The following is a 19,056-nucleotide window of genomic DNA, read 5'->3' as shown; positions in this document are numbered from 1 at the left end:
GGAGTTGCAATGATGACTGGAGCAATCGATATAAAAAAAGAAGCAGCACCAGTGCGAGAAAGGGCAGTAGGTCCATGGCTCGAAGGCTGGCGTAGCTTTAAAAAGAGCAAAGTTTCACTCGTAGGAGCAGGAATCGTTATATTCTTCGTTTTACTGGCTGTCATTGGTCCTTTCATTGCACCACAGGGCATCAATGAACAAGATTTAACGAAGCGTTTACTGGCACCATCCGCTGATCATTGGTTTGGAACGGATGATTTTGGACGGGATATCTTTTCGAGAATCATACATGGTGCAAGGATTTCACTATGGGTAGGCTTTTTTTCCGTTATTTTATCCGTTATAATTGGTAGTTTACTTGGCATTATCGCAGGCTATTATGGGAAATGGATTGATACGATTATTTCACGTATTTTTGATATTATGCTAGCTTTCCCTAGTATGCTGCTGGCGATTGCGGTCGTATCAGTGCTAGGTCCATCTTTACAAAATGCATTAATTGCCATTGCTATTATTAACATACCGAACTTTGGGCGCTTAATCCGCTCTAAAGTATTAAGTGTTAAAGAAGAAGAATATATTGTAGCGGCAAAGGCTATTGGCATGCGTGATTCACGAATTCTGTTTTCTCACATTTTGCCAAATTCTATCACTCCGATTATTGTACAGGGGACGCTTGCTATTGCAACTGCCATTATTGAAGCGGCGGCATTAGGTTTCCTTGGTCTAGGCGCGCAAGCACCAGCACCTGAATGGGGAAAAATGCTTGCGGATGCTAGGAAGTTTTTATTAAACGCACCATGGACAATGATTTTTCCAGGATTAGCGATTATGTTAACGGTTCTTGGCTTTAACTTAATGGGTGATGGTTTACGTGATGCACTAGATCCGAAAATGAAAAATTAGTAATTAGATTCATGAGCCTTCTACAAGTTAGAAGGTTTTTTTCGGCTCTTTCGAAAAGGAACTCTTTTACAGGTGAAGCGTCCTTTATAGAAATATTCCTATAACAATAAATAAAAAAAGAGAACCTTTCGGAGCCATTTATTGAATTTTTTGTCACGTTATTTTAGACTGAAAGTATGGTTAATAAAGGCCATCTTACTGGGTAGATGATGACTTTACATATAATCTTTTAATTAGAATACATATTTTAGGAGGGTGATCAAATTGGCAATTAATTTACAAAAAGGACAACGTGTTGATTTAACAAAAGGGAACGCAGGATTAAACAAGATTAAAGTAGGTTTAGGATGGGACCCTGTCGGCCAAGAAAAAAGTGGTGGCTTCCTTGGCGGTTTATTTTCTAGTAGAAATAGCGGCAGTGGTAGAAGCGTTGACTGTGACGCCTCTGTATTAATGCTGCAAGACGATAAAGTTTTAGCTGGGGACGATGTCATTTACTTTGGCAAATTAACAAGTAACTGTGGCTCTGTTCGACATTCAGGTGATAACTTAACGGGAGATGGCGATGGGGATGATGAAGTAATCACAATTGAGCTATCGTCTGTTCCGACACAATTTAATAAGCTAGTGTTTGTCGTAAACATCTATGATGCGGCAGGCAGAAACCAACACTTTGGTATGATTCGAAATGCATATATCCGTGTGTATGATGACAGGACAGGAAGCGAACTAATTCGCTATAATTTAAGTGATGATTATTCGAATTTAACGACGTTAATCTGTGGTGAAATTTACCGCCATCAAACTGAATGGAAATTCGCAGCAGTTGGTTCAGGAACGAACGATCTCAAACTTGGCGACGTTGTTCGAAGATATCAATAAAATAAAACGACTATTTAGGAGGAAGAAAAAGCATGGGTATTTCACTACAAAAAGGTCAAAAGGTAGATTTAACGAAAACAAATCCGGGATTAACAAATGTAATTGTTGGTTTAGGTTGGGATACAAATAAATATGATGGTGGAAATGATTTTGATTTAGATTCCTCTGTATTTTTACTTGCCGATACAGGAAAAGTAGCAGATCAAAATGACTTTATTTTCTACAACAATACAACAGGCGGTAACGGATCAGTTGAACATTCAGGTGACAATTTAACAGGTATTGGTGAAGGTGACGATGAAGTGGTGAAAGTTGCATTAGCTCAAGTTCCTGCCCATGTTCAACGACTTGCATTCACTGTAACTATTCATGATGCAGAGTCACGCAATCAAAACTTCGGTATGGTATCGAATGCATACATTCGCATTGTAAATGCTGCATCCAACCAAGAACTAATTCGCTATGATTTAGGTGAGGACTTCAGTATTGAAACAGCTATTGTAGTTGGTGAATTATATCGTCATAACGGAGAATGGAAATTTAACGCAGTAGGTGCTGGCTATCAAGGTGGCTTAGCTGCTTTATGTAATGACTACGGCTTGAACGTAAACTAAATTTTCATCTTTGGACGGAAAGGGAGATTTTGAATGGCTATCCAATTAAGTAAAGGGCAAAGAATTGATTTAACGAAGCAAGACCCTGGTTTAAACAACATCGGCATTGGCTTAGGCTGGGATGTCAAACAGTTTGATGGTGGGCAAGATTTTGACCTTGATGCATCTGTATTTTTACTAGATGCATCGGGCAAGTGTCGTAATGAACAAGATTTTATCTTTTACAATAATTTAGCGAGTCCAGACCAATCAGTTGTTCATGCGGGTGATAACCGCACAGGGGAAGGGGATGGGGATGATGAAAAAATCCTTGTCAACTTAAAGCAAGTATCTCCTCAAATTGACAAGATTGTTGTAACGGTCACTATCTATGATGCAGAGGGACGTCATCAAAACTTTGGACAAGTCCTAAATGCTTATGTTCGTTTGACAAATGAAGAGTCAGGAGCAGAGGTATTGCGTTATGATTTAGGCGAGGATTTCAGTATTGAAACAGCCGTAGTATTTTGTGAGCTGTATCGTCATAATGGCGAGTGGAAGTTTGCCGCAATAGGCTCAGGCTATCAAGGTGGCTTAGCAGCATTAATCAACGCATATGGCCTACAATAACTAGGTATATGACGAGGTTTTTGTGTGGATGTAATTAATGAGATATTAAGTACATATGCACAGTTTTTAAAGTATAGGTTCTATTAGTAGGCGGGATGTAGGAATACTCATGATGCATACGATTGCTCTTGTATTCCTATGCTTAATTGAACGAGTGTCAGAGCTTGAAACGAGTGCTTATATACTAATTCCGACTATTGTATGGAATATGTTTGCGCATATTTTTGGATTCCATCTATTACATGAAGCATTTTTCATTATTCTAATTGCTGCGTTCTTATTGAGTTCTTATTGACATTTGTTGTACACAGGATGAATTAGAAAACAGCAGTGTAACATGGCACTGTATTGGTCTGTATAAACAGGCTGATACAGTGCTTTTTTTACAAAAGGCATAATTATAGGGGAGTGGATTAGATGCAACACTTTGCAACAGAAGCAGAGACAATTTTTTATAAGAAGCCGCAGCCTTTTACGAAATGGGCAACGCCAGATATTTTATCCTATGCACTAGGGGCTACTTTGTATATGCCCGCTTCCATGCCTAATATTGTAGGTTTGATTCAATCACAAAAATATAAAGAACTCACGTCACTTGTCATTGATTTAGAGGATGCAGTGGGGGATTCAGAATTAGGTGATTGTGAGGCAAAATTGCTTGAAGACATTAGCGAATTATACAAACTCTATCACCAAAAACAATTGCTACTCCAAGATATTCCCTTACTTTTTATTCGTGTGCGTCATGTTGAACAATTTAATTATTTAACTTCTAGTTTAAAAGAGAAGCAGGAAGTTTTAACTGGGTATGTCTTTCCGAAATTTACAGCAACACAAGGGGCACAATATTTTGAGCTTCTTGAGAAAACAATTCTAGAGAATAATCTTACCTTATACGGGATGCCAATTTTAGAAAGTAGGGAGGTACTCTATAAAGAATCTCGTATGGAGGCATTATTAGCCATTAAATCGGTTTTAGAGCAGTACCAATCAAGGGTGTTGAATATACGAATTGGCGCTACTGATTTTTGTGGAATTTATGGAATTCGCCGCCGTATGGACTCGACCATATATGACATTAGCTTAATAAGGGATTGTATAGCGGATATAGTGAATGTTTTAGGGCGTGAGGAAGATGGCTTTGTGATATCTGGGCCAGTATGGGAGTATTTTAGTAATCACCGTGTGTTAAAACCAGCCTTACGCATGACGCCATTTAGTGAGAAGGGTGCGCTTGAAACGAGGAAAGCGTTATTAGACGATTGCTTAGATGGACTAATAAAGGAAGTTTTAATGGACAAACAAAATGGAATTGTGGGTAAAACGGTGATTCATCCAAGTCATATCCGTGTTGTGCATGCACTATACGCTATTTCATATGAGGAGTATTTAGATGCACTTAGTATTGTGGAACATAATGATGGTAGTAAAGGTGTGATGAAAAGTCATTATGCTAATAAAATGAATGAAATCAAACCACATATGCGGTGGGCACAACGTATTTTAAAACAGGCACATGTCTATGGCGTTTATCATGAAACTGTGGATTTCGCCTCCCTATTATTAAATTCAGAACTAGGTGGTCATATGTATGCAACAACAAATGAGTAAACTTACTATTTTACCAAACTATTCAATTGACATTGAAATCACCCATAACCCACACGATTTTGCGCTAACAGATTTATTTCAAATGGCTGCTCGTATTAATAAGAAGCGACAATTTTTATTTATAAGCACTGTGCTTGGCAAGCATTTGGCTGTTCGACCGCAAATCCCTTTACTAACAGGAGCTCTTTTAGCTATGATGTACGACCAGCAAGGTAATAATCAAAAAGTCAATACGATTACGCCTGTTGTTCAAGCTTTAAAAGAAGGCATAAATTTAGAGGAGCTACAAAATTCTGTGAAAGGAAGCGTAGAGTTAGCACATAAGACATTGTTTATTGGATTTGCGGAGACGGCCACTGCACTTGGGCATGCCGTATTTAATGCATTTCAATCAAATGCTATGTATATCCATACTACTCGTGAAGTTATTCCTCATATTGAACCATTTGTCACATTCGAGGAAGAACATTCCCATGCGACAAGCCATAGAATTTATACAGAGGAACCTAATGTTTTACAGCAAGCTAAGCGTATCGTATTAATAGATGATGAAATTACGACTGGGAATACGGTCATCAACATAATTGAAACATTAAAAAAGAAGTTTCCTGATGTTAAACAGTACGTCGTCCTATCTATTTTAGATTGGCGATCAGAGCAGCAACGAATAGTCTTTCAGCAATTAGAAGAGCAATGGGAAATTTCTATTAAATTTATCTCCATAATGTGTGGGACATTCAATTGTACAGGAGTACCTAGTTTAACAAGTGTACAGCCGAAGGTAACGACTATTGCTACTAGGGATATCACTCTACTGCCCATTAAAGACTCCATTGATCGTCTTTTCTATTATTCTGTTGCAGAGAATGGCAAAATAAACAATCAGCCGTACCTAAAAGCAACAGGAAGATTTATGCTAACATCGAAACAGCATTTTGAACAAATGAACATGTTACAAGCCATCGCCAAGCAATTAAAGGAACTACGAACGGATGGACCAGCTTTGGTGATTGGAACAGGTGAGTTTATGTATGTACCTATGCAAATTGCATCCTATTTAGGGGAAGGTGTTTATTTCCAATCATCAACTCGCAGTCCTATTTATTGTACAGACGATGTAGATTATACAATTACAGAAAAAATTGTATTTGAGAGTCCCGAAAATAACGGGGTTGAAAATTATTTATATAATGTGCAGAGCCAACTATATACGGAACTTTTTCTAATATTAGAACGTATATCCAATAAAGAGGTAGTAGATCGAATGGTGGCAGCTCTTCAGTCGGTTAGTGGGGCGAAGGTATATGTGATTTGTATGCATGAGTTGGAGGGAGTATGATGACATCGACTTTACAGCCAGATAACATGGGTAGCTATGCACGAGAGGACGTAATTTTTTTATTGCGTGATATTGGAAATGTTTTTCTAGAGATGGGTAATGAAAAACGGGAACAGCTTATTCAAGCAGGTACGCATTACTCTGAAATGTTACCAATGGAATATCAACCATCTAAAACATATATGAAGCTATTTTATAAAACCTTGGATGCTTTCGCGGATAGAATTGCTATCGCTGTTGGGGTAGTAGCAGAACGTATCGTCAAAAGTAGAGGGTTAGAAAATTTAATACTTGTAAGTTTAGCCAGAGCAGGTACGCCAATCGGTATTTTAATTAAACGTTACATATCAATGAACTATAAGGTGGATGTACCACATTATTCTATTTCTATTTTGCGTGGTCGTGGATTTGATGAGGCGGCGATACGTTACATTCTTTCAGAACATCCTCAAGGCTGTCTTCAATTTATTGATGGTTGGACGGGAAAAGGCGCTATAACCAAAGAATTGATTCAATCTTGTCAAACGTTTAATGAACAATATCAAACGCAGTTAAAAGCGGATCTAGCTGTATTAGCAGATCCAGGGCATTGTGCTACGATATTTGGAACTCGCGAAGATTTTTTAATTCCTTCTGCTTGTTTAAATTCAACTGTCTCTGGCTTGGTAAGCAGAACCGTTTTAAATTTGCAGTTTATGGATAAGGACGACTTCCATGGAGCAAAATACTATAAAGAATTAGAAGATATGGATGTCTCGAACTTGTACATAAATCGTATAGTCGCATGCTTCAAGCAAGTACGGAATGAAATTACCAGTCAACTTCAGGATGAAGCTACCTCTCTTATTACGTGGGCAGGTATGAAATCGGTCCAAAATATTCAATTGGATTTTGACATGGAAAACATTAACCTTATTAAACCAGGTGTTGGAGAAACGACCCGAGTTTTATTGCGACGAATACCTTGGAAAATCTTAATTAATCCACAGTATAAGGATGAGCTAGAGCATATTTTATTATTAGCTCATGAAAAAAATGTAGTATTAGAAGAATATTCTCATATGTCCTACGCATGTTGCGGCTTAATAAAAGAATTATAGAGGAGTTCAAAATGATATTATTCACATCAGATTTAGATAGAACACTGATTTATTCTAAACGCATGATGGAGATGTTTCCGCCTATTTCAGATAAAGTGGTCGTTGAACATAAGGCTAATGAAAAGATGAGCATGATGACAAAAGAAACAGCTATTTTATTGCAACAGGTTCATCAGCAAACACTATTTGTCCCTGTTACAACTAGAGCGTTGCATCAATATAAAAGAATCCATTTTATAAATGACCTGAACCCTTCTTTTGCAATTACGAGCAATGGGGGTACAATATTAGAAAAGGGTCAGCCATGCGACAAATGGACCAAAACATTAGGTAGACGTATTGAAGATTCTTCAATTCCACGTGAGGATATGTTACAACTATTTCACACCATCAAATCTGATACATGGCTACAACGTTCTTTCTATATAGATGACCTTTTTTATGTCCATCATGTAAATCTGGATGTTTTACAACAGGATGATTTACGCGCCATGACTCAAGAATTCGATACCCATGGTTGGTACGTTTTTCTGCAAGGGAAAAAACTATATTTCATGCCAAAGGTTTTGACCAAGGAAGCTGCCATACAATATATGATGGAGTTTTGTACATACGATGTGCATATAGCAGCAGGCGATTCTATGATGGATTATGGCATGTTGAAGATGGCTGATGTGGCTTTTACACCAAACCATGGTGATTTAAAGGATAAACAGCCAGAAACACTACTTAATACAACATACTCGCCGTATGAGGGTGAAGCATTTACCAAGCATTTGCTTCAGGCTGTTTTACAGCATACTACACAACAAACAGTAGTATAGTTTTTTCGCTACCGCTAAATCATCAGTATCTTCACAGATGCAAATGTGATGTAATAATTTTTCATCAAGTACTTCCTCGTTAGCATACAACCAAGTTGTTGTGCCGAAGGTGGATTGAACATGAGGTTTTTCGAAGTAATGGCGGCAAGCATCTTAGGTTTTTACAGGAGTTTTACTTATGTGATAGTGGAATAAAACTTCTTATTTTACTTGATTGCCTTTTTGGGATGTTAGTTTTGATTTTATTTACGTTTAACGTTTTCAAAAATTACTAGAGAATATGAAGAAAATAATATTGATTAAATTTATATATCCGTTGAATTAAGCTTAAGGATGATTTTTTTAGGGGGTGCGTTTGTATGCAAACAATCACAATAAAAACAATAGTCGAGCGTAATCAAGATGATTGGCTACAGGCGTTTCAAGATTCACCAAAGAATCGTGCATTTTATGAGGAAACACCACAACAAATATGTTTTAGCCGTATGGCTCTACGCGTTTTAGGCGTACCAATCGAGGAAGATGAATATTTTAATTCATTATATACCTTATCTCAAAACCAAAATATTCATATTTTAAGTGAAGAATTAAATAAGCACATTGAACAAAAAGACTTTCAAGCCATACAAAATATTTTATCGCAGCATCAGCAAACACCTAAAGGACTTACCATTAATCGTTTAGTGGCGATGATGTATGGGTATCAACTGATTCCAAAACATGATGACAGCATTATGAATCGACATTTACAGCTAACGACTATTAAGGTTATAGAATTATTTCAACATCAACAATCGCTAGGTTTACTTTCCAATGAATTTCGTCGTTTCTTAATTGATCTGGTGAAGTGGTTAAAAAACCATTGGATTCAATGGGCTAAAGCTTTGAAGCCAACCGATGATTTCCCTAAAGTTGTTTGGTATGGAGAGGCCACTGTTAGTCAGCGATATTTTTTGTTACTCCTAATGGAACTTGGCTGTGATGTATTAATATTTCATCCAGCAAAAGTAGATGAATTTGCTGAGGTGGATCCTAATGATGATTTTTCCATCAGCTATTCATATACAAGCCAAACATCATTACAGCCATTTCCTGACAAGCTCCGTGATCGTCAGGCAACTGTAGGCTATCGTTCTAGTCAGCATTTTGAACAATTAATGCATGACCAGCAATCAGGAGTCTATAGACCGTGGCAATTCAAAGATTTTATGCCACGCTCACTAACTTTGCGTATGACCTATGATGATATTTTTATTTATGCGAAGGAAAAGGCATTGGTACGACCCCAATTTGATGTCAATGGAAATGAAGTAGTGATTCCTGTCATCTTTGCAAAAATCAGCGGAGTCTCAAGCCAGCGTGAGGAATACTGGCATTTCATGCATCAGTTATTAATAAACCCACAAACTATCTTCGTGCAGGAATTTCCTTTTACAAAAACAAGCAAGGCCAACTTTCATTTTCACTATAAACATTGCTTAGTAAATGGTGAACTTTCAGCAGAACGTATTATACAAAGTGATTGGTGGCAGTATGGTGAATTATCATTGGAGCTGCAACAAGCCATTGCGCATACGATCAAAACATCTTGTGAGCAACCAATGTTAAAACAGCAACCAAATGAGACTTTATATGATTTACAGTTATTTGTATTTAAGCAGCTGACAATGATTCCTCAAGAAATACTGCGATTATTGCAAAGCTTCGACTATTCACAAGAGATACCGAAGATTATTATGTATCAAGCGCCGCAGCAACCTGCATTATCGCGCGAAGATATTGCCTTATTAGCATTTTTAAATCGTTTCGGTATGGATATCATTTTTTATAATCCGACTGGACAATTAGATTTAGAAAAGCATCTGCTGGAGGACACATATGATGTGCATCGTTTAGAGCATATGTTATTTGATTTGCCTTATGAAGAACCATCGCAGCAAAAAGCGGCACCGGATAAAATTATTAAAAAGCTCTTTAATCGCTTTTTCTGATGATAGGAAGGAGGCGGCGACCATGTCAAACATCCCAATGACGCTTGAGCAACTGACACTAGAAACAGCAGATGCCGTCAAACAACAATTACGAGAACATGAAGAGGTTCAACAAATTGCTCATCAGATTGATATAAAAAATCAGCTAGAGCTAATAGAGTTGGGAAAAGAACCAGCTACCAAATTATCAAAATTTGCAGATCAAGTTCTAGCTATAGTGACCCAATCAGCTACTTTTGAATCCAATGAATTATTTAAACAGCTTGAATCCTTAATGCTGACATTCGATAAAAAAGATTTTGCTGAACAAAAGGGTTTCTTTAAGAAGCTATTTACACGTAAATCAAAAAATGAAGATGATGTATATGCGAAATACAATGTGCTCGGTAGAGATATAGAAAAAATTCATTACCAATTTGTGCTTATGGAAGAGGAATTAGCGAAGGATAATCGATTACTCGCTCGGTTATACAAAGAAGATTTGATGTTTTACCTTGATATAGAAAAATATATCGTAGCTACTGATATGAAATTACATGAGGTGCAAACAACATTAATCCCATTATATGAGGAACAGGGTGAGGCAGGTAATCAGGTAGCCAAAATGGAGCTTAATCGTTTACAGACAATTGCTGAAATGCTTCAACAAAAAATAGATGAGTTGGAGAAATCACGAATGGTTGCCATCTTAACAGCTCCACAAATTGAGATGCTACGTCATGGGAATAATGAGCTGATTGAACAGATTCATGGCGCATTTGTTAAAACCATTCCTGTTTTTAAAATGGGGCTGATGAATGCTGTGAATGAAAGACGTCAACAATTACAAAATCAATCAGCATCTGCCTTTGAAAATCGAGTGAAGCAATTTGGGGAAGCTAGCAACGAAGCGGTTCACCTAAGCACAGCTCTTGCTCAGCAGACGGATAAAACACAGACGCTAGAAGAAATGTGGGATACAATTGTTACAGGTATTGCTAATTACCAGCATTTGCGGAGTGAGCAGACAAGTAAACGTAAGCTAGCAGAGCAACAGCTGCTTGCGTTACGTCCTTAATTTTACCTTTAAGTAGAATTCTACTTGGAGGTTTTTTTTTTGTAGTAAAAAGCGACAGATCCGCTGTATGTGGATCTGTCGCTTACGTGGTTGCTAGATGAATTCTTCTTCAAATTCTACATTAATTTCATGGCCATGGTAGCTTTGGTATGAAACAATCAGTGTATCTAGATGCTCTAAATTTTCCTCATAATCTAGAATCCTCGATAAAATATAGAGTAAGTGATAGCTAGAAAATTCCGTATCGCCTTCCTCGCGAGCAAAGTTTACTTGCTTAATGAAAATTTCCATTAGTTCATTGCGTTGAACATAGTCGATGCTTTTACTCCACTCAGAATGTTCAGGCTTTAATTTCCCAGTATATTTTAAGAGCAATTGTTCGTGATACGTTAATAAGGAATCAAGCCGTTCCTGAATCATTAAGTGAAATTGCGTAGGTAGCTTAGCTAATTCGTTTTCGTGGTTATGCAATCGTTGTAGCAATTCTAAACTTTTTTTGGAAGTTAAGATCATTTGACGATAGACGACCAATTTACGTGCTTTTACATACTTTTTATTTTTGAAATAATTACGCTCCTCTTTATATAAATCATACAGCGTATCGACTCGTAACATACGGCTTTTAAATTTACTTAATGCGCCCTTTGTAGATGTATGCTCAGAAGCCTGCCGTACTGCAAGTCGCGTCCAACGAATAATATCATCCTGCAAAATATAAATTTTGCGGAATAGTTTAATCTCATATTTGGGTGGTAAGAAAACAAGATTAACGACAAATGCTGCTAACACCCCGACTAATATAGTAACAAAGCGTATTAAACCAAACGTTAAAAAGTCTTCTCCTTGGAATTCCATAATGGCCACGACTGATACCAACGCCAACGAAAGAGATTTTTCTAGTTTAAATTTCAACATTAAACCAATAGCTATTATGACAGCTATGCCAATGGCAACCACATGATGGCCAAAAAGTAAGCCGAAAAAGACGGCAATGGTTGCACCTATAATATTTGCTTGAACTTGCTCTACAATGGTTTGATAAGAGCGATAAATAGAAGGCTGTATCGCAAAAATAGCTGCAATTCCAGCAAAAACAGGTGAAGGTAGTTTTAACAGCTCTGCAATAAACAGGGCAAATACGATAGCGACACCAGTTTTAAATACACGGGCACCTAATTTCATAAAGATGTCCTTTCTGTCTCATATTTTTTAGCTTCTTTACATTATAGAAGGAAGTGCACATAAAATACATAGATTTGTATGCAAGAATAAGAAAAAGGCGACTTATGATAGAAAGTCGCCTTTGCATACCCATTATGATAATTGAGAAAATGCGTAATTCACAGCTTTAATTGTTTCAAGAATATCTGCTTCAGTATGCTCTGTAGTTAAGAACCATGCTTCATATTTAGAAGGAGCTAGATTAACGCCTTGCTCAAGCATTAGTTTAAAGAAGCGACCAAAAATTTCACCGTTAGAGTTTTCGGCTTGCTCATAGTTTTCTACTTTCACATCTGTAAAGTAAATTGTCAGCGCCCCTTTAAGACGATTTAATGTGATGGTTACTCCATGCTCTTTAGCAGCAGCTAAAATCCCTTCTTCTAAAATCCCGCCTAGTCGATCCATTTCATCGTAAATGCCTGGTGTTTGTAGCACTTCTAAGCACGCAATACCTGCTTGCATAGATGCTGGATTTCCGGCCATCGTTCCGGCTTGGTAAGCTGGACCTAGTGGTGCGACTGTATCCATAATTTCTTTACGACCACCATATGCACCAATTGGTAAACCGCCACCAATAACTTTACCAAGTGCTGTTAGATCAGGTGTTAGGCCAAGTAAGTTTTGGGCACCACCGTAGTGGAAGCGGAAAGCCGTGATAACTTCATCGTAAATTGTTAAGGCTCCTTTTTCTTTGGCCGTAGCGTGTACTAATTCAAGGAAGCCAGGATTCGGTTCAACAATACCAAAGTTTCCTACGATAGGTTCAATTAAAATAGCTGCAATTTCATCGCCCCATGTATTCATTGCTTCTGTAAAAGCTTCAGGGTTATTGAAAGGTACCGTAATAACTTCTTCAGCTGTAGAAGTCGTTACACCTGCTGAGTCTGGTGTTCCTAATGTAGCAGGACCTGAACCAGCAGCTACTAAAACTAAATCGAAATGACCATGGTAGCATCCGGCAAATTTCATTATTTTTGTACGTCCTGTATAGGCACGTGCAACACGAATAGTTGTCATAACAGCTTCTGTACCAGAGTTGTTAAAGCGTACTTTATCCATAGACGGAATGGCTTCTTTTAGCATTTTTGCAAAAGTAACCTCATATTCAGTCGGCGTTCCAAACAATGTGCCATTTTCAGCAGCATGTGTAATAGCCTTAGCAATGTGAGGGTGCCCATGACCTGTAACGATAGGACCGTATGCTGCAAGATAATCTATATAACGATTGCCATCTACATCCCAAAAATATGCGCCTTTTCCTCGAACCATTGCCACAGGAGAACCACCGCCTACTGCTTTATATGAACGAGAAGGGCTATTTACACCACCAACGATATGTTGTAACGCCTCTGCGTGTACTGCTTCAGATTTTGCGTGATTCATAGTATTGCCTCCTAACTTTTTATACGTAATCTATTGTAGACCTATCAGTGTCAGAAATCCAAAGAAAATAAGGAATATGACTTGATTTGTTACTTGGAGTAAAATGAATATACAGAGGAGGAGATTATTATGACTTTGCAAGAAGGACAGAAGGTACCCGATTTTTCTCTTATGAATGAAAAGGGAGAGACGGTACAGCTAACTGATTTTAAAGGACAGAATGTAATTTTATACTTTTACCCAAAAGATATGACACCAGGTTGCACAACTGAAGCATGTGATTTTCGAGATAGGTTTGAGGACTTTAGTCATTTAAACGCTGTTGTTCTAGGCGTTAGTCCAGATGATGCAAACAAACATACAAAATTTATTGATAAGCATGGCTTGCCTTTTTCTTTATTAGTAGATGAAGATCATGCTGTAGCGGAGGCGTATGGTGTATGGGTCTTAAAGAAAATGTATGGACGTGAATTTATGGGGATTGAGCGTTCCACATTTTTAATTGATTCGGAGGGTAAGTTAATGAAAGCTTGGCGTAAAGTACGTGTGAAAAATCATATTGAAGAAGTTTATGCCTATTTAGCAGAACAGGAGGCGACAACATGAGAATCTATTTTACTTTTGAACCAAGACCAGATTTACGGGAACCATTATTAGCAGAATTCCCACAAGTCGATTTTATATTTGAAAGTGGAATAACAAATGAAGAGCTTCAAAAAGCGGATGTTTTAGTTACATATGGTGAGGATTTAACAACAGAGAGCATCCAACAGGCGACGAAGTTAAAATGGATTTTTGTTGCATCAGCAGGCATTGAAAAAATGCCTGCTCAAGCTATTATGGAGCGTGGTATTTTAGTTTCTAATGTACGAGGTATCCATAAAACACCTATGGCAGAATCAATGCTAGCCCATATTTTAGCCATTAAACGTGCTTTACCTTGGATGTATGAGCAACAAAAGAAAGGTGAATGGTCAAAAAAAGCCAAACAAACTGAATTACGAGATAGTACAGCGCTTATTTTAGGTCCAGGCGCTATTGGCTCGGAAGTGGGGCGCTTATTACAAGCCTTTGGTGTGACGACTATTGGCTGCAATCGCTCTGGAAATGAAGCGTCAAACATGGATAAGATGATTAGCTTTGAGCAATTAATAGAAGTTTTGCCGAGTGCTGATATTGTCATTTCTGTGTTGCCAAAAACACAAGAAACAACGCATTTATTAAATGAAGAACATTTTATAGCTATGAAGAGCAGTGCAATTTTCATGAATTTTGGCCGAGGGAATTTAGTTGATGAAAAGGTACTCATTCAGGCGCTCGAAGATGGAGAAATAGGATATGCCGTTTTGGATGTATTTGAAGAAGAACCTCTGTCATCAGACAATCCACTATGGGCATTGCCAAATGTCATAGTATCACCACATGTCTCAAGCCATTCATCTCGTTATATGGAACGAAGCTTAGAAATTTTTAAGCCCAGCTTAACAAAATGGCTAAGAGGTGACAGAGATTTAGAAAATGTCATGGAGCTATCGAGAGGATATTAAGAAAAAAACGATGAAATTAGAGGATTAGTATGTGTGATTGTTGACGAAGTAGCGCTAATTGGATACACTATTTATAACAATTATAAATTAATAATACTTATGGAAGAGGTGCATGACGATGTCTACAACGCATTTACAGGATGCACTGGACACGTTAAAAACAACTGGTGTACGTATTACTCCTCAGCGTCATGCTATTTTGGAATATCTAATTCAATCTATGGCACATCCTACTGCCGATGAAATTTATAAAGCACTTGAAGGGAAATTTCCTAATATGAGTGTAGCGACTGTTTATAATAACCTGCGAGTATTTCGTGAGGTAGGTCTTGTGAAAGAGCTTACTTATGGAGATGCTTCAAGCCGCTTTGATTTCGTGACAAATGATCATTACCATATGATTTGTGAATGCTGTGGCAAGATCGTCGATTTCCATTATCCTGGGCTCGATGAAATAGAGCATTTTGCATCACAGGTAACTGACTTTGATGTGCATTCGCATCGTTTAGAGATATACGGCACATGTCCATCATGTAAAGGTGTTACTGCTAAAGTACAATAAAAATCCTAGCTCGTTAACGGGCTAGGATTTTTTCGTTTTATGATTATAGGATTGGTCGAACTCTTTACCTTCAAGAGTAGGATCAAGCGTTAATGGCTCATTGCAATACATGCACATATCGACTCTGCCTAAAACTTTTGTATGTTTATGGCAATTAGGACACTCAACTTGAATGGCTCGTGTTGATAATAAACCTATCCAGGCATAGACAACTGTACTACCAATAATACATAAAACACCTAATGTCATGAAAATTAAAACTAATATTGGGCTATTTTTAAAGAATATACCTCCGTACATTACAATAAAACCAATAAAGATTAGTGCTAAAGCGAATGAACGAATTTTATTAATTTTACTTTTATAAGGTTTCATTTATCTTGCCTCCCAATCTAAAATCTACTATAACATATAAGGGCAAAGTATTTTAGCTTTGAGGTAAATCAAAGAAGGAATACTTTTAGAGTATGTCGAATTTTTAACGGAACAAGGGAAGCTATATGAATAAAGGGGGGCTGAACATGGAGCAAGTATTGCGTCCTATATACCAAGAACGTGCGAGTCAGTCAAATACATTAGGCGTTATTTTAGTGGAAAAACGTGAGGAGCAAAGTAACGTTACAGATACATTTGATACTGTTTTATTAATTATTGTAAAAGAAGCAGAGCAGCCAGTCTTTTCAAAACATTACTTATATGAAGGAAATAAAGTCGCTCTACATACGGTTACGGAGAAACTAATACGAAAATGGCTTCTAATCGGATCTAATAAGAAGGTAGTCGATTGGATTTTCTTTGGCAGAGTACTATTTGATCGGAATGAATTCCTGCATAAACTAAAAATAGAATTACAGGAATTTCCGTATAGTGGCCGTAAGATTAAGACAGGCATTCAATTTTCCAAGTTAATACGTCGTTATTTGGAGGGGAAGGAATACTTTGATAAGGGCAGTTATTTGGATGCATATAATCATGTAGTTGATTCCTTACACCATTTGGGGCGTTTATCAATCATTGATAGTGGTCTATACCCTGAAGTAACTGTATGGGGGCAAGTGAAAAAAATTGAACCAGCGATTTATAAGCTGTACGAAGAACTGGTGACGAGTAATGAGCCAATTGAAAAACGCTTAGAACTTTTATTCTTAGCAAGTGAGTTTTTAATACATTCTCGAACACGAGATGGAGCACAACATATATTAGAAGTGATGCAAACAAAAGAAACATGGTCGATTCAAGAGCTACATGACCATCATGAACTCATGAATTACTCTGTGGATTTAGAAGTATTTGTCGAATACTTAGTGGATAAGGGGTATATTCATATAGAGCCAGTTACTGCGAAAAACGAGATGATCTTTCACCGTCATTACAAGGTCGATAAAGAAGCTCTAGAAATTGGTCAATGACTGTAGTATGCTTGTAATCGAGGTATCTAAAAAATACCTCGATATTTTTTTAAAAAAGTAGTTGACGAATATTATAATGATATTGTATTATATTAATTGTCGCTAAGACATAACAAGTAACTCGATGAAAAACATAAAAAACTTTTTCAAAAATAGTTGACATGTTTTGAGTGAGATGTTAATATAAAGAAGTCGCTGAAAAAACGACTTAAATAATGAACCTTGAAAACTGAACAAGCAAAACGTAATCAATAAAGTTTTAAGTAGCTAGCCTAGCTAGTGAACGAAATAAAATTTTGGACATCAAAATGATGCCAGCAAAACAATTTGAGCTAATCAAATTTCTTTTATGGAGAGTTTGATCCTGGCTCAGGACGAACGCTGGCGGCGTGCCTAATACATGCAAGTCGAGCGAACAGAGAAGGAGCTTGCTCCTTTGACGTTAGCGGCGGACGGGTGAGTAACACGTGGGCAACCTACCTTATAGTTTGGGATAACTCCGGGAAACCGGGGCTAATACCGAATGATCTGTTTCACCTCATGGTGAAATATTGAAAGACGGTTTCGGCTGTCGCTATAGGATGGGCCCGCGGCGCATTAGCTAGTTGGTGAGGTAACGGCTCACCAAGGCGACGATGCGTAGCCGACCTGAGAGGGTGATCGGCCACACTGGGACTGAGACACGGCCCAGACTCCTACGGGAGGCAGCAGTAGGGAATCTTCCACAATGGGCGAAAGCCTGATGGAGCAACGCCGCGTGAGTGAAGAAGGATTTCGGTTCGTAAAACTCTGTTGTAAGGGAAGAACAAGTACAGTAGTAACTGGCTGTACCTTGACGGTACCTTATTAGAAAGCCACGGCTAACTACGTGCCAGCAGCCGCGGTAATACGTAGGTGGCAAGCGTTGTCCGGAATTATTGGGCGTAAAGCGCGCGCAGGTGGTTTCTTAAGTCTGATGTGAAAGCCCACGGCTCAACCGTGGAGGGTCATTGGAAACTGGGAGACTTGAGTGCAGAAGAGGATAGTGGAATTCCAAGTGTAGCGGTGAAATGCGTAGAGATTTGGAGGAACACCAGTGGCGAAGGCGACTATCTGGTCTGTAACTGACACTGAGGCGCGAAAGCGTGGGGAGCAAACAGGATTAGATACCCTGGTAGTCCACGCCGTAAACGATGAGTGCTAAGTGTTAGGGGGTTTCCGCCCCTTAGTGCTGCAGCTAACGCATTAAGCACTCCGCCTGGGGAGTACGGTCGCAAGACTGAAACTCAAAGGAATTGACGGGGGCCCGCACAAGCGGTGGAGCATGTGGTTTAATTCGAAGCAACGCGAAGAACCTTACCAGGTCTTGACATCCCGTTGACCACTGTAGAGATATGGTTTCCCCTTCGGGGGCAATGGTGACAGGTGGTGCATGGTTGTCGTCAGCTCGTGTCGTGAGATGTTGGGTTAAGTCCCGCAACGAGCGCAACCCTTGATCTTAGTTGCCATCATTTAGTTGGGCACTCTAAGGTGACTGCCGGTGACAAACCGGAGGAAGGTGGGGATGACGTCAAATCATCATGCCCCTTATGACCTGGGCTACACACGTGCTACAATGGACGATACAAACGGTTGCCAACTCGCGAGAGGGAGCTAATCCGATAAAGTCGTTCTCAGTTCGGATTGTAGGCTGCAACTCGCCTACATGAAGCCGGAATCGCTAGTAATCGCGGATCAGCATGCCGCGGTGAATACGTTCCCGGGCCTTGTACACACCGCCCGTCACACCACGAGAGTTTGTAACACCCGAAGTCGGTGAGGTAACCTTTTGGAGCCAGCCGCCGAAGGTGGGATAGATGATTGGGGTGAAGTCGTAACAAGGTAGCCGTATCGGAAGGTGCGGCTGGATCACCTCCTTTCTAAGGATATTTTCGGAATACAAACCTTGGGTTTGTAAGATTACGTTTTGCGTTCAGTTTTGAAGGTTCATTCTTTCTGAATGAAATACTTCAAAACTTGTTC

18 protein-coding genes and 1 rRNA gene are annotated in these 19,056 nt (G+C 38.6%); 16 read left to right on the top strand and 3 right to left on the bottom strand.

What is annotated here, in order from left to right; genetic code table 11:
* Positions 1-9 precede the first annotated feature (9 nt).
* The 11 genes from nikC (at position 10) to ACE1MS_RS19260 (ending at position 10,933) form a co-directional block, all read left to right on the top strand.
* A complete protein-coding gene (gene nikC / locus ACE1MS_RS19310) occupies positions 10-906 on the top strand; it encodes a nickel transporter permease (protein ID WP_012292111.1) in 897 nt (298 codons plus the stop codon).
* Between the two features lie 264 nt (positions 907-1,170).
* Positions 1,171-1,788, top strand: a complete 618-nt coding sequence (locus ACE1MS_RS19305; RefSeq protein ID WP_012292112.1) for a TerD family protein — start codon at positions 1,171-1,173, stop codon at positions 1,786-1,788.
* Positions 1,789-1,820: 32 nt separating this feature from the next.
* Positions 1,821-2,402 carry a TerD family protein gene (locus ACE1MS_RS19300; RefSeq protein ID WP_012292113.1) on the top strand — a complete coding sequence of 194 codons (582 nt, stop codon included), beginning with the start codon at positions 1,821-1,823 and terminating at the stop codon, positions 2,400-2,402.
* A 33-nt stretch (positions 2,403-2,435) separates the two neighbouring features.
* Positions 2,436-3,011, top strand: a complete 576-nt coding sequence (locus ACE1MS_RS19295) for a TerD family protein (RefSeq protein ID WP_012292114.1) — start codon at positions 2,436-2,438, stop codon at positions 3,009-3,011.
* Between the two features lie 109 nt (positions 3,012-3,120).
* On the top strand, positions 3,121-3,306 hold the full coding sequence (locus ACE1MS_RS19290) for a hypothetical protein (protein ID WP_012292115.1): 186 nt from the start codon (positions 3,121-3,123) through the stop codon (positions 3,304-3,306).
* 122 nt (positions 3,307-3,428) lie between these two features.
* Entirely contained in the window at positions 3,429-4,622 is a 1,194-nt protein-coding gene (locus ACE1MS_RS19285) for an HpcH/HpaI aldolase/citrate lyase family protein (protein WP_447402568.1), read from the top strand.
* The gene (locus ACE1MS_RS19280; RefSeq protein ID WP_447402567.1) at positions 4,603-5,961 is read left to right on the top strand and encodes a phosphoribosyltransferase family protein; all 1,359 of its coding nucleotides are present in this window, start codon (positions 4,603-4,605) and stop codon (positions 5,959-5,961) included. The genes ACE1MS_RS19285 and ACE1MS_RS19280 overlap by 20 nt, the downstream gene beginning before the upstream one ends.
* On the top strand, positions 5,961-7,061 hold the full coding sequence (locus tag ACE1MS_RS19275) for a cysteine protease StiP family protein (protein ID WP_036160459.1): 1,101 nt from the start codon (positions 5,961-5,963) through the stop codon (positions 7,059-7,061). The genes ACE1MS_RS19280 and ACE1MS_RS19275 overlap by 1 nt, the downstream gene beginning before the upstream one ends.
* Positions 7,062-7,072: 11 nt before the next feature.
* Complete coding sequence (locus ACE1MS_RS19270; protein ID WP_099806185.1) at positions 7,073-7,885, top strand: HAD family hydrolase; 813 nt, start codon at positions 7,073-7,075, stop codon at positions 7,883-7,885.
* Between the two features lie 359 nt (positions 7,886-8,244).
* Complete coding sequence (locus ACE1MS_RS19265) at positions 8,245-9,876, top strand: YceG family protein (protein WP_332292274.1); 1,632 nt, start codon at positions 8,245-8,247, stop codon at positions 9,874-9,876.
* A gap of 22 nt (positions 9,877-9,898) precedes the next feature.
* Positions 9,899-10,933 carry a toxic anion resistance protein gene (locus tag ACE1MS_RS19260; RefSeq protein WP_332292272.1) on the top strand — a complete coding sequence of 345 codons (1,035 nt, stop codon included), beginning with the start codon at positions 9,899-9,901 and terminating at the stop codon, positions 10,931-10,933.
* Positions 10,934-11,026: 93 nt separating this feature from the next.
* Here the strand turns inward: ACE1MS_RS19260 and ACE1MS_RS19255 are convergent, their stop codons facing one another.
* Both ACE1MS_RS19255 and ACE1MS_RS19250 read right to left on the bottom strand, forming a co-directional pair.
* A complete protein-coding gene (locus ACE1MS_RS19255) occupies positions 11,027-12,115 on the bottom strand; it encodes an FUSC family protein (protein WP_008173466.1) in 1,089 nt (362 codons plus the stop codon).
* A 132-nt stretch (positions 12,116-12,247) separates the two neighbouring features.
* A complete protein-coding gene (locus ACE1MS_RS19250) occupies positions 12,248-13,537 on the bottom strand; it encodes a glutamate-1-semialdehyde 2,1-aminomutase (protein ID WP_031416899.1) in 1,290 nt (429 codons plus the stop codon).
* Positions 13,538-13,666: 129 nt separating this feature from the next.
* Between ACE1MS_RS19250 and bcp the strand changes: the two genes are divergently transcribed.
* The 3 genes from bcp to perR all read left to right on the top strand — a co-directional run bounded on the left by bcp (position 13,667) and on the right by perR (position 15,646).
* Positions 13,667-14,143: a thioredoxin-dependent thiol peroxidase gene (bcp, locus tag ACE1MS_RS19245; RefSeq protein WP_012292123.1), complete on the top strand. Its 477-nt coding sequence runs from the start codon at positions 13,667-13,669 to the stop codon at positions 14,141-14,143.
* Positions 14,140-15,084, top strand: coding sequence for a D-2-hydroxyacid dehydrogenase (locus ACE1MS_RS19240; protein WP_036216596.1), 945 nt, complete (start codon positions 14,140-14,142; stop codon positions 15,082-15,084). The genes bcp and ACE1MS_RS19240 overlap by 4 nt, the downstream gene beginning before the upstream one ends.
* 118 nt (positions 15,085-15,202) lie before the next feature.
* Positions 15,203-15,646, top strand: coding sequence for a peroxide-responsive transcriptional repressor PerR (perR, locus tag ACE1MS_RS19235; RefSeq protein ID WP_031416903.1), 444 nt, complete (start codon positions 15,203-15,205; stop codon positions 15,644-15,646).
* Between the two features lie 21 nt (positions 15,647-15,667).
* Here the strand turns inward: perR and ACE1MS_RS19230 are convergent, their stop codons facing one another.
* Complete coding sequence (locus ACE1MS_RS19230) at positions 15,668-16,021, bottom strand: YgzB family protein (protein ID WP_008173457.1); 354 nt, start codon at positions 16,019-16,021, stop codon at positions 15,668-15,670.
* 146 nt (positions 16,022-16,167) lie between these two features.
* Here ACE1MS_RS19230 and ACE1MS_RS19225 point away from each other — a divergent pair, with 146 nt between their 5' ends.
* Positions 16,168-17,055, top strand: coding sequence for a nucleotidyltransferase-like protein (locus ACE1MS_RS19225; protein ID WP_031416904.1), 888 nt, complete (start codon positions 16,168-16,170; stop codon positions 17,053-17,055).
* 346 nt (positions 17,056-17,401) lie between these two features.
* Positions 17,402-18,953 (top strand): 16S ribosomal RNA (locus ACE1MS_RS19220).
* Positions 18,954-19,056 lie beyond the last annotated feature (103 nt).

It is taken from the genome of Lysinibacillus sp. fkY74-1 (genome assembly GCF_053165895.1).
The sequence above is the reverse complement of the archived record's forward strand: the minus strand, read 5'-3'. Positions and strand labels throughout refer to the sequence as shown.

Bases quoted from the DNA above. Each gene is read 5' to 3' on its own strand.
- ACE1MS_RS19240 (WP_036216596.1), top strand. From the start codon at position 14,140: ATGAGAATCTATTTTACTTTTGAACCAAGACCAGATTTACGGGAACCA.
- ACE1MS_RS19280 (WP_447402567.1), top strand. From the start codon at position 4,603: ATGCAACAACAAATGAGTAAACTTACTATTTTACCAAACTATTCAATT.
- ACE1MS_RS19230 (WP_008173457.1), bottom strand. From the start codon at position 16,021: ATGAAACCTTATAAAAGTAAAATTAATAAAATTCGTTCATTCGCTTTA.
- ACE1MS_RS19225 (WP_031416904.1), top strand. From the start codon at position 16,168: ATGGAGCAAGTATTGCGTCCTATATACCAAGAACGTGCGAGTCAGTCA.
- ACE1MS_RS19260 (WP_332292272.1), top strand. From the start codon at position 9,899: ATGTCAAACATCCCAATGACGCTTGAGCAACTGACACTAGAAACAGCA.
- ACE1MS_RS19270 (WP_099806185.1), top strand. From the start codon at position 7,073: ATGATATTATTCACATCAGATTTAGATAGAACACTGATTTATTCTAAA.
- nikC (WP_012292111.1), top strand. From the start codon at position 10: ATGATGACTGGAGCAATCGATATAAAAAAAGAAGCAGCACCAGTGCGA.
- perR (WP_031416903.1), top strand. From the start codon at position 15,203: ATGTCTACAACGCATTTACAGGATGCACTGGACACGTTAAAAACAACT.
- ACE1MS_RS19275 (WP_036160459.1), top strand. From the start codon at position 5,961: ATGACATCGACTTTACAGCCAGATAACATGGGTAGCTATGCACGAGAG.
- ACE1MS_RS19295 (WP_012292114.1), top strand. From the start codon at position 2,436: ATGGCTATCCAATTAAGTAAAGGGCAAAGAATTGATTTAACGAAGCAA.
- ACE1MS_RS19300 (WP_012292113.1), top strand. From the start codon at position 1,821: ATGGGTATTTCACTACAAAAAGGTCAAAAGGTAGATTTAACGAAAACA.
- bcp (WP_012292123.1), top strand. From the start codon at position 13,667: ATGACTTTGCAAGAAGGACAGAAGGTACCCGATTTTTCTCTTATGAAT.
- ACE1MS_RS19290 (WP_012292115.1), top strand. From the start codon at position 3,121: ATGATGCATACGATTGCTCTTGTATTCCTATGCTTAATTGAACGAGTG.
- ACE1MS_RS19250 (WP_031416899.1), bottom strand. From the start codon at position 13,537: ATGAATCACGCAAAATCTGAAGCAGTACACGCAGAGGCGTTACAACAT.
- ACE1MS_RS19255 (WP_008173466.1), bottom strand. From the start codon at position 12,115: ATGAAATTAGGTGCCCGTGTATTTAAAACTGGTGTCGCTATCGTATTT.
- ACE1MS_RS19265 (WP_332292274.1), top strand. From the start codon at position 8,245: ATGCAAACAATCACAATAAAAACAATAGTCGAGCGTAATCAAGATGAT.
- ACE1MS_RS19285 (WP_447402568.1), top strand. From the start codon at position 3,429: ATGCAACACTTTGCAACAGAAGCAGAGACAATTTTTTATAAGAAGCCG.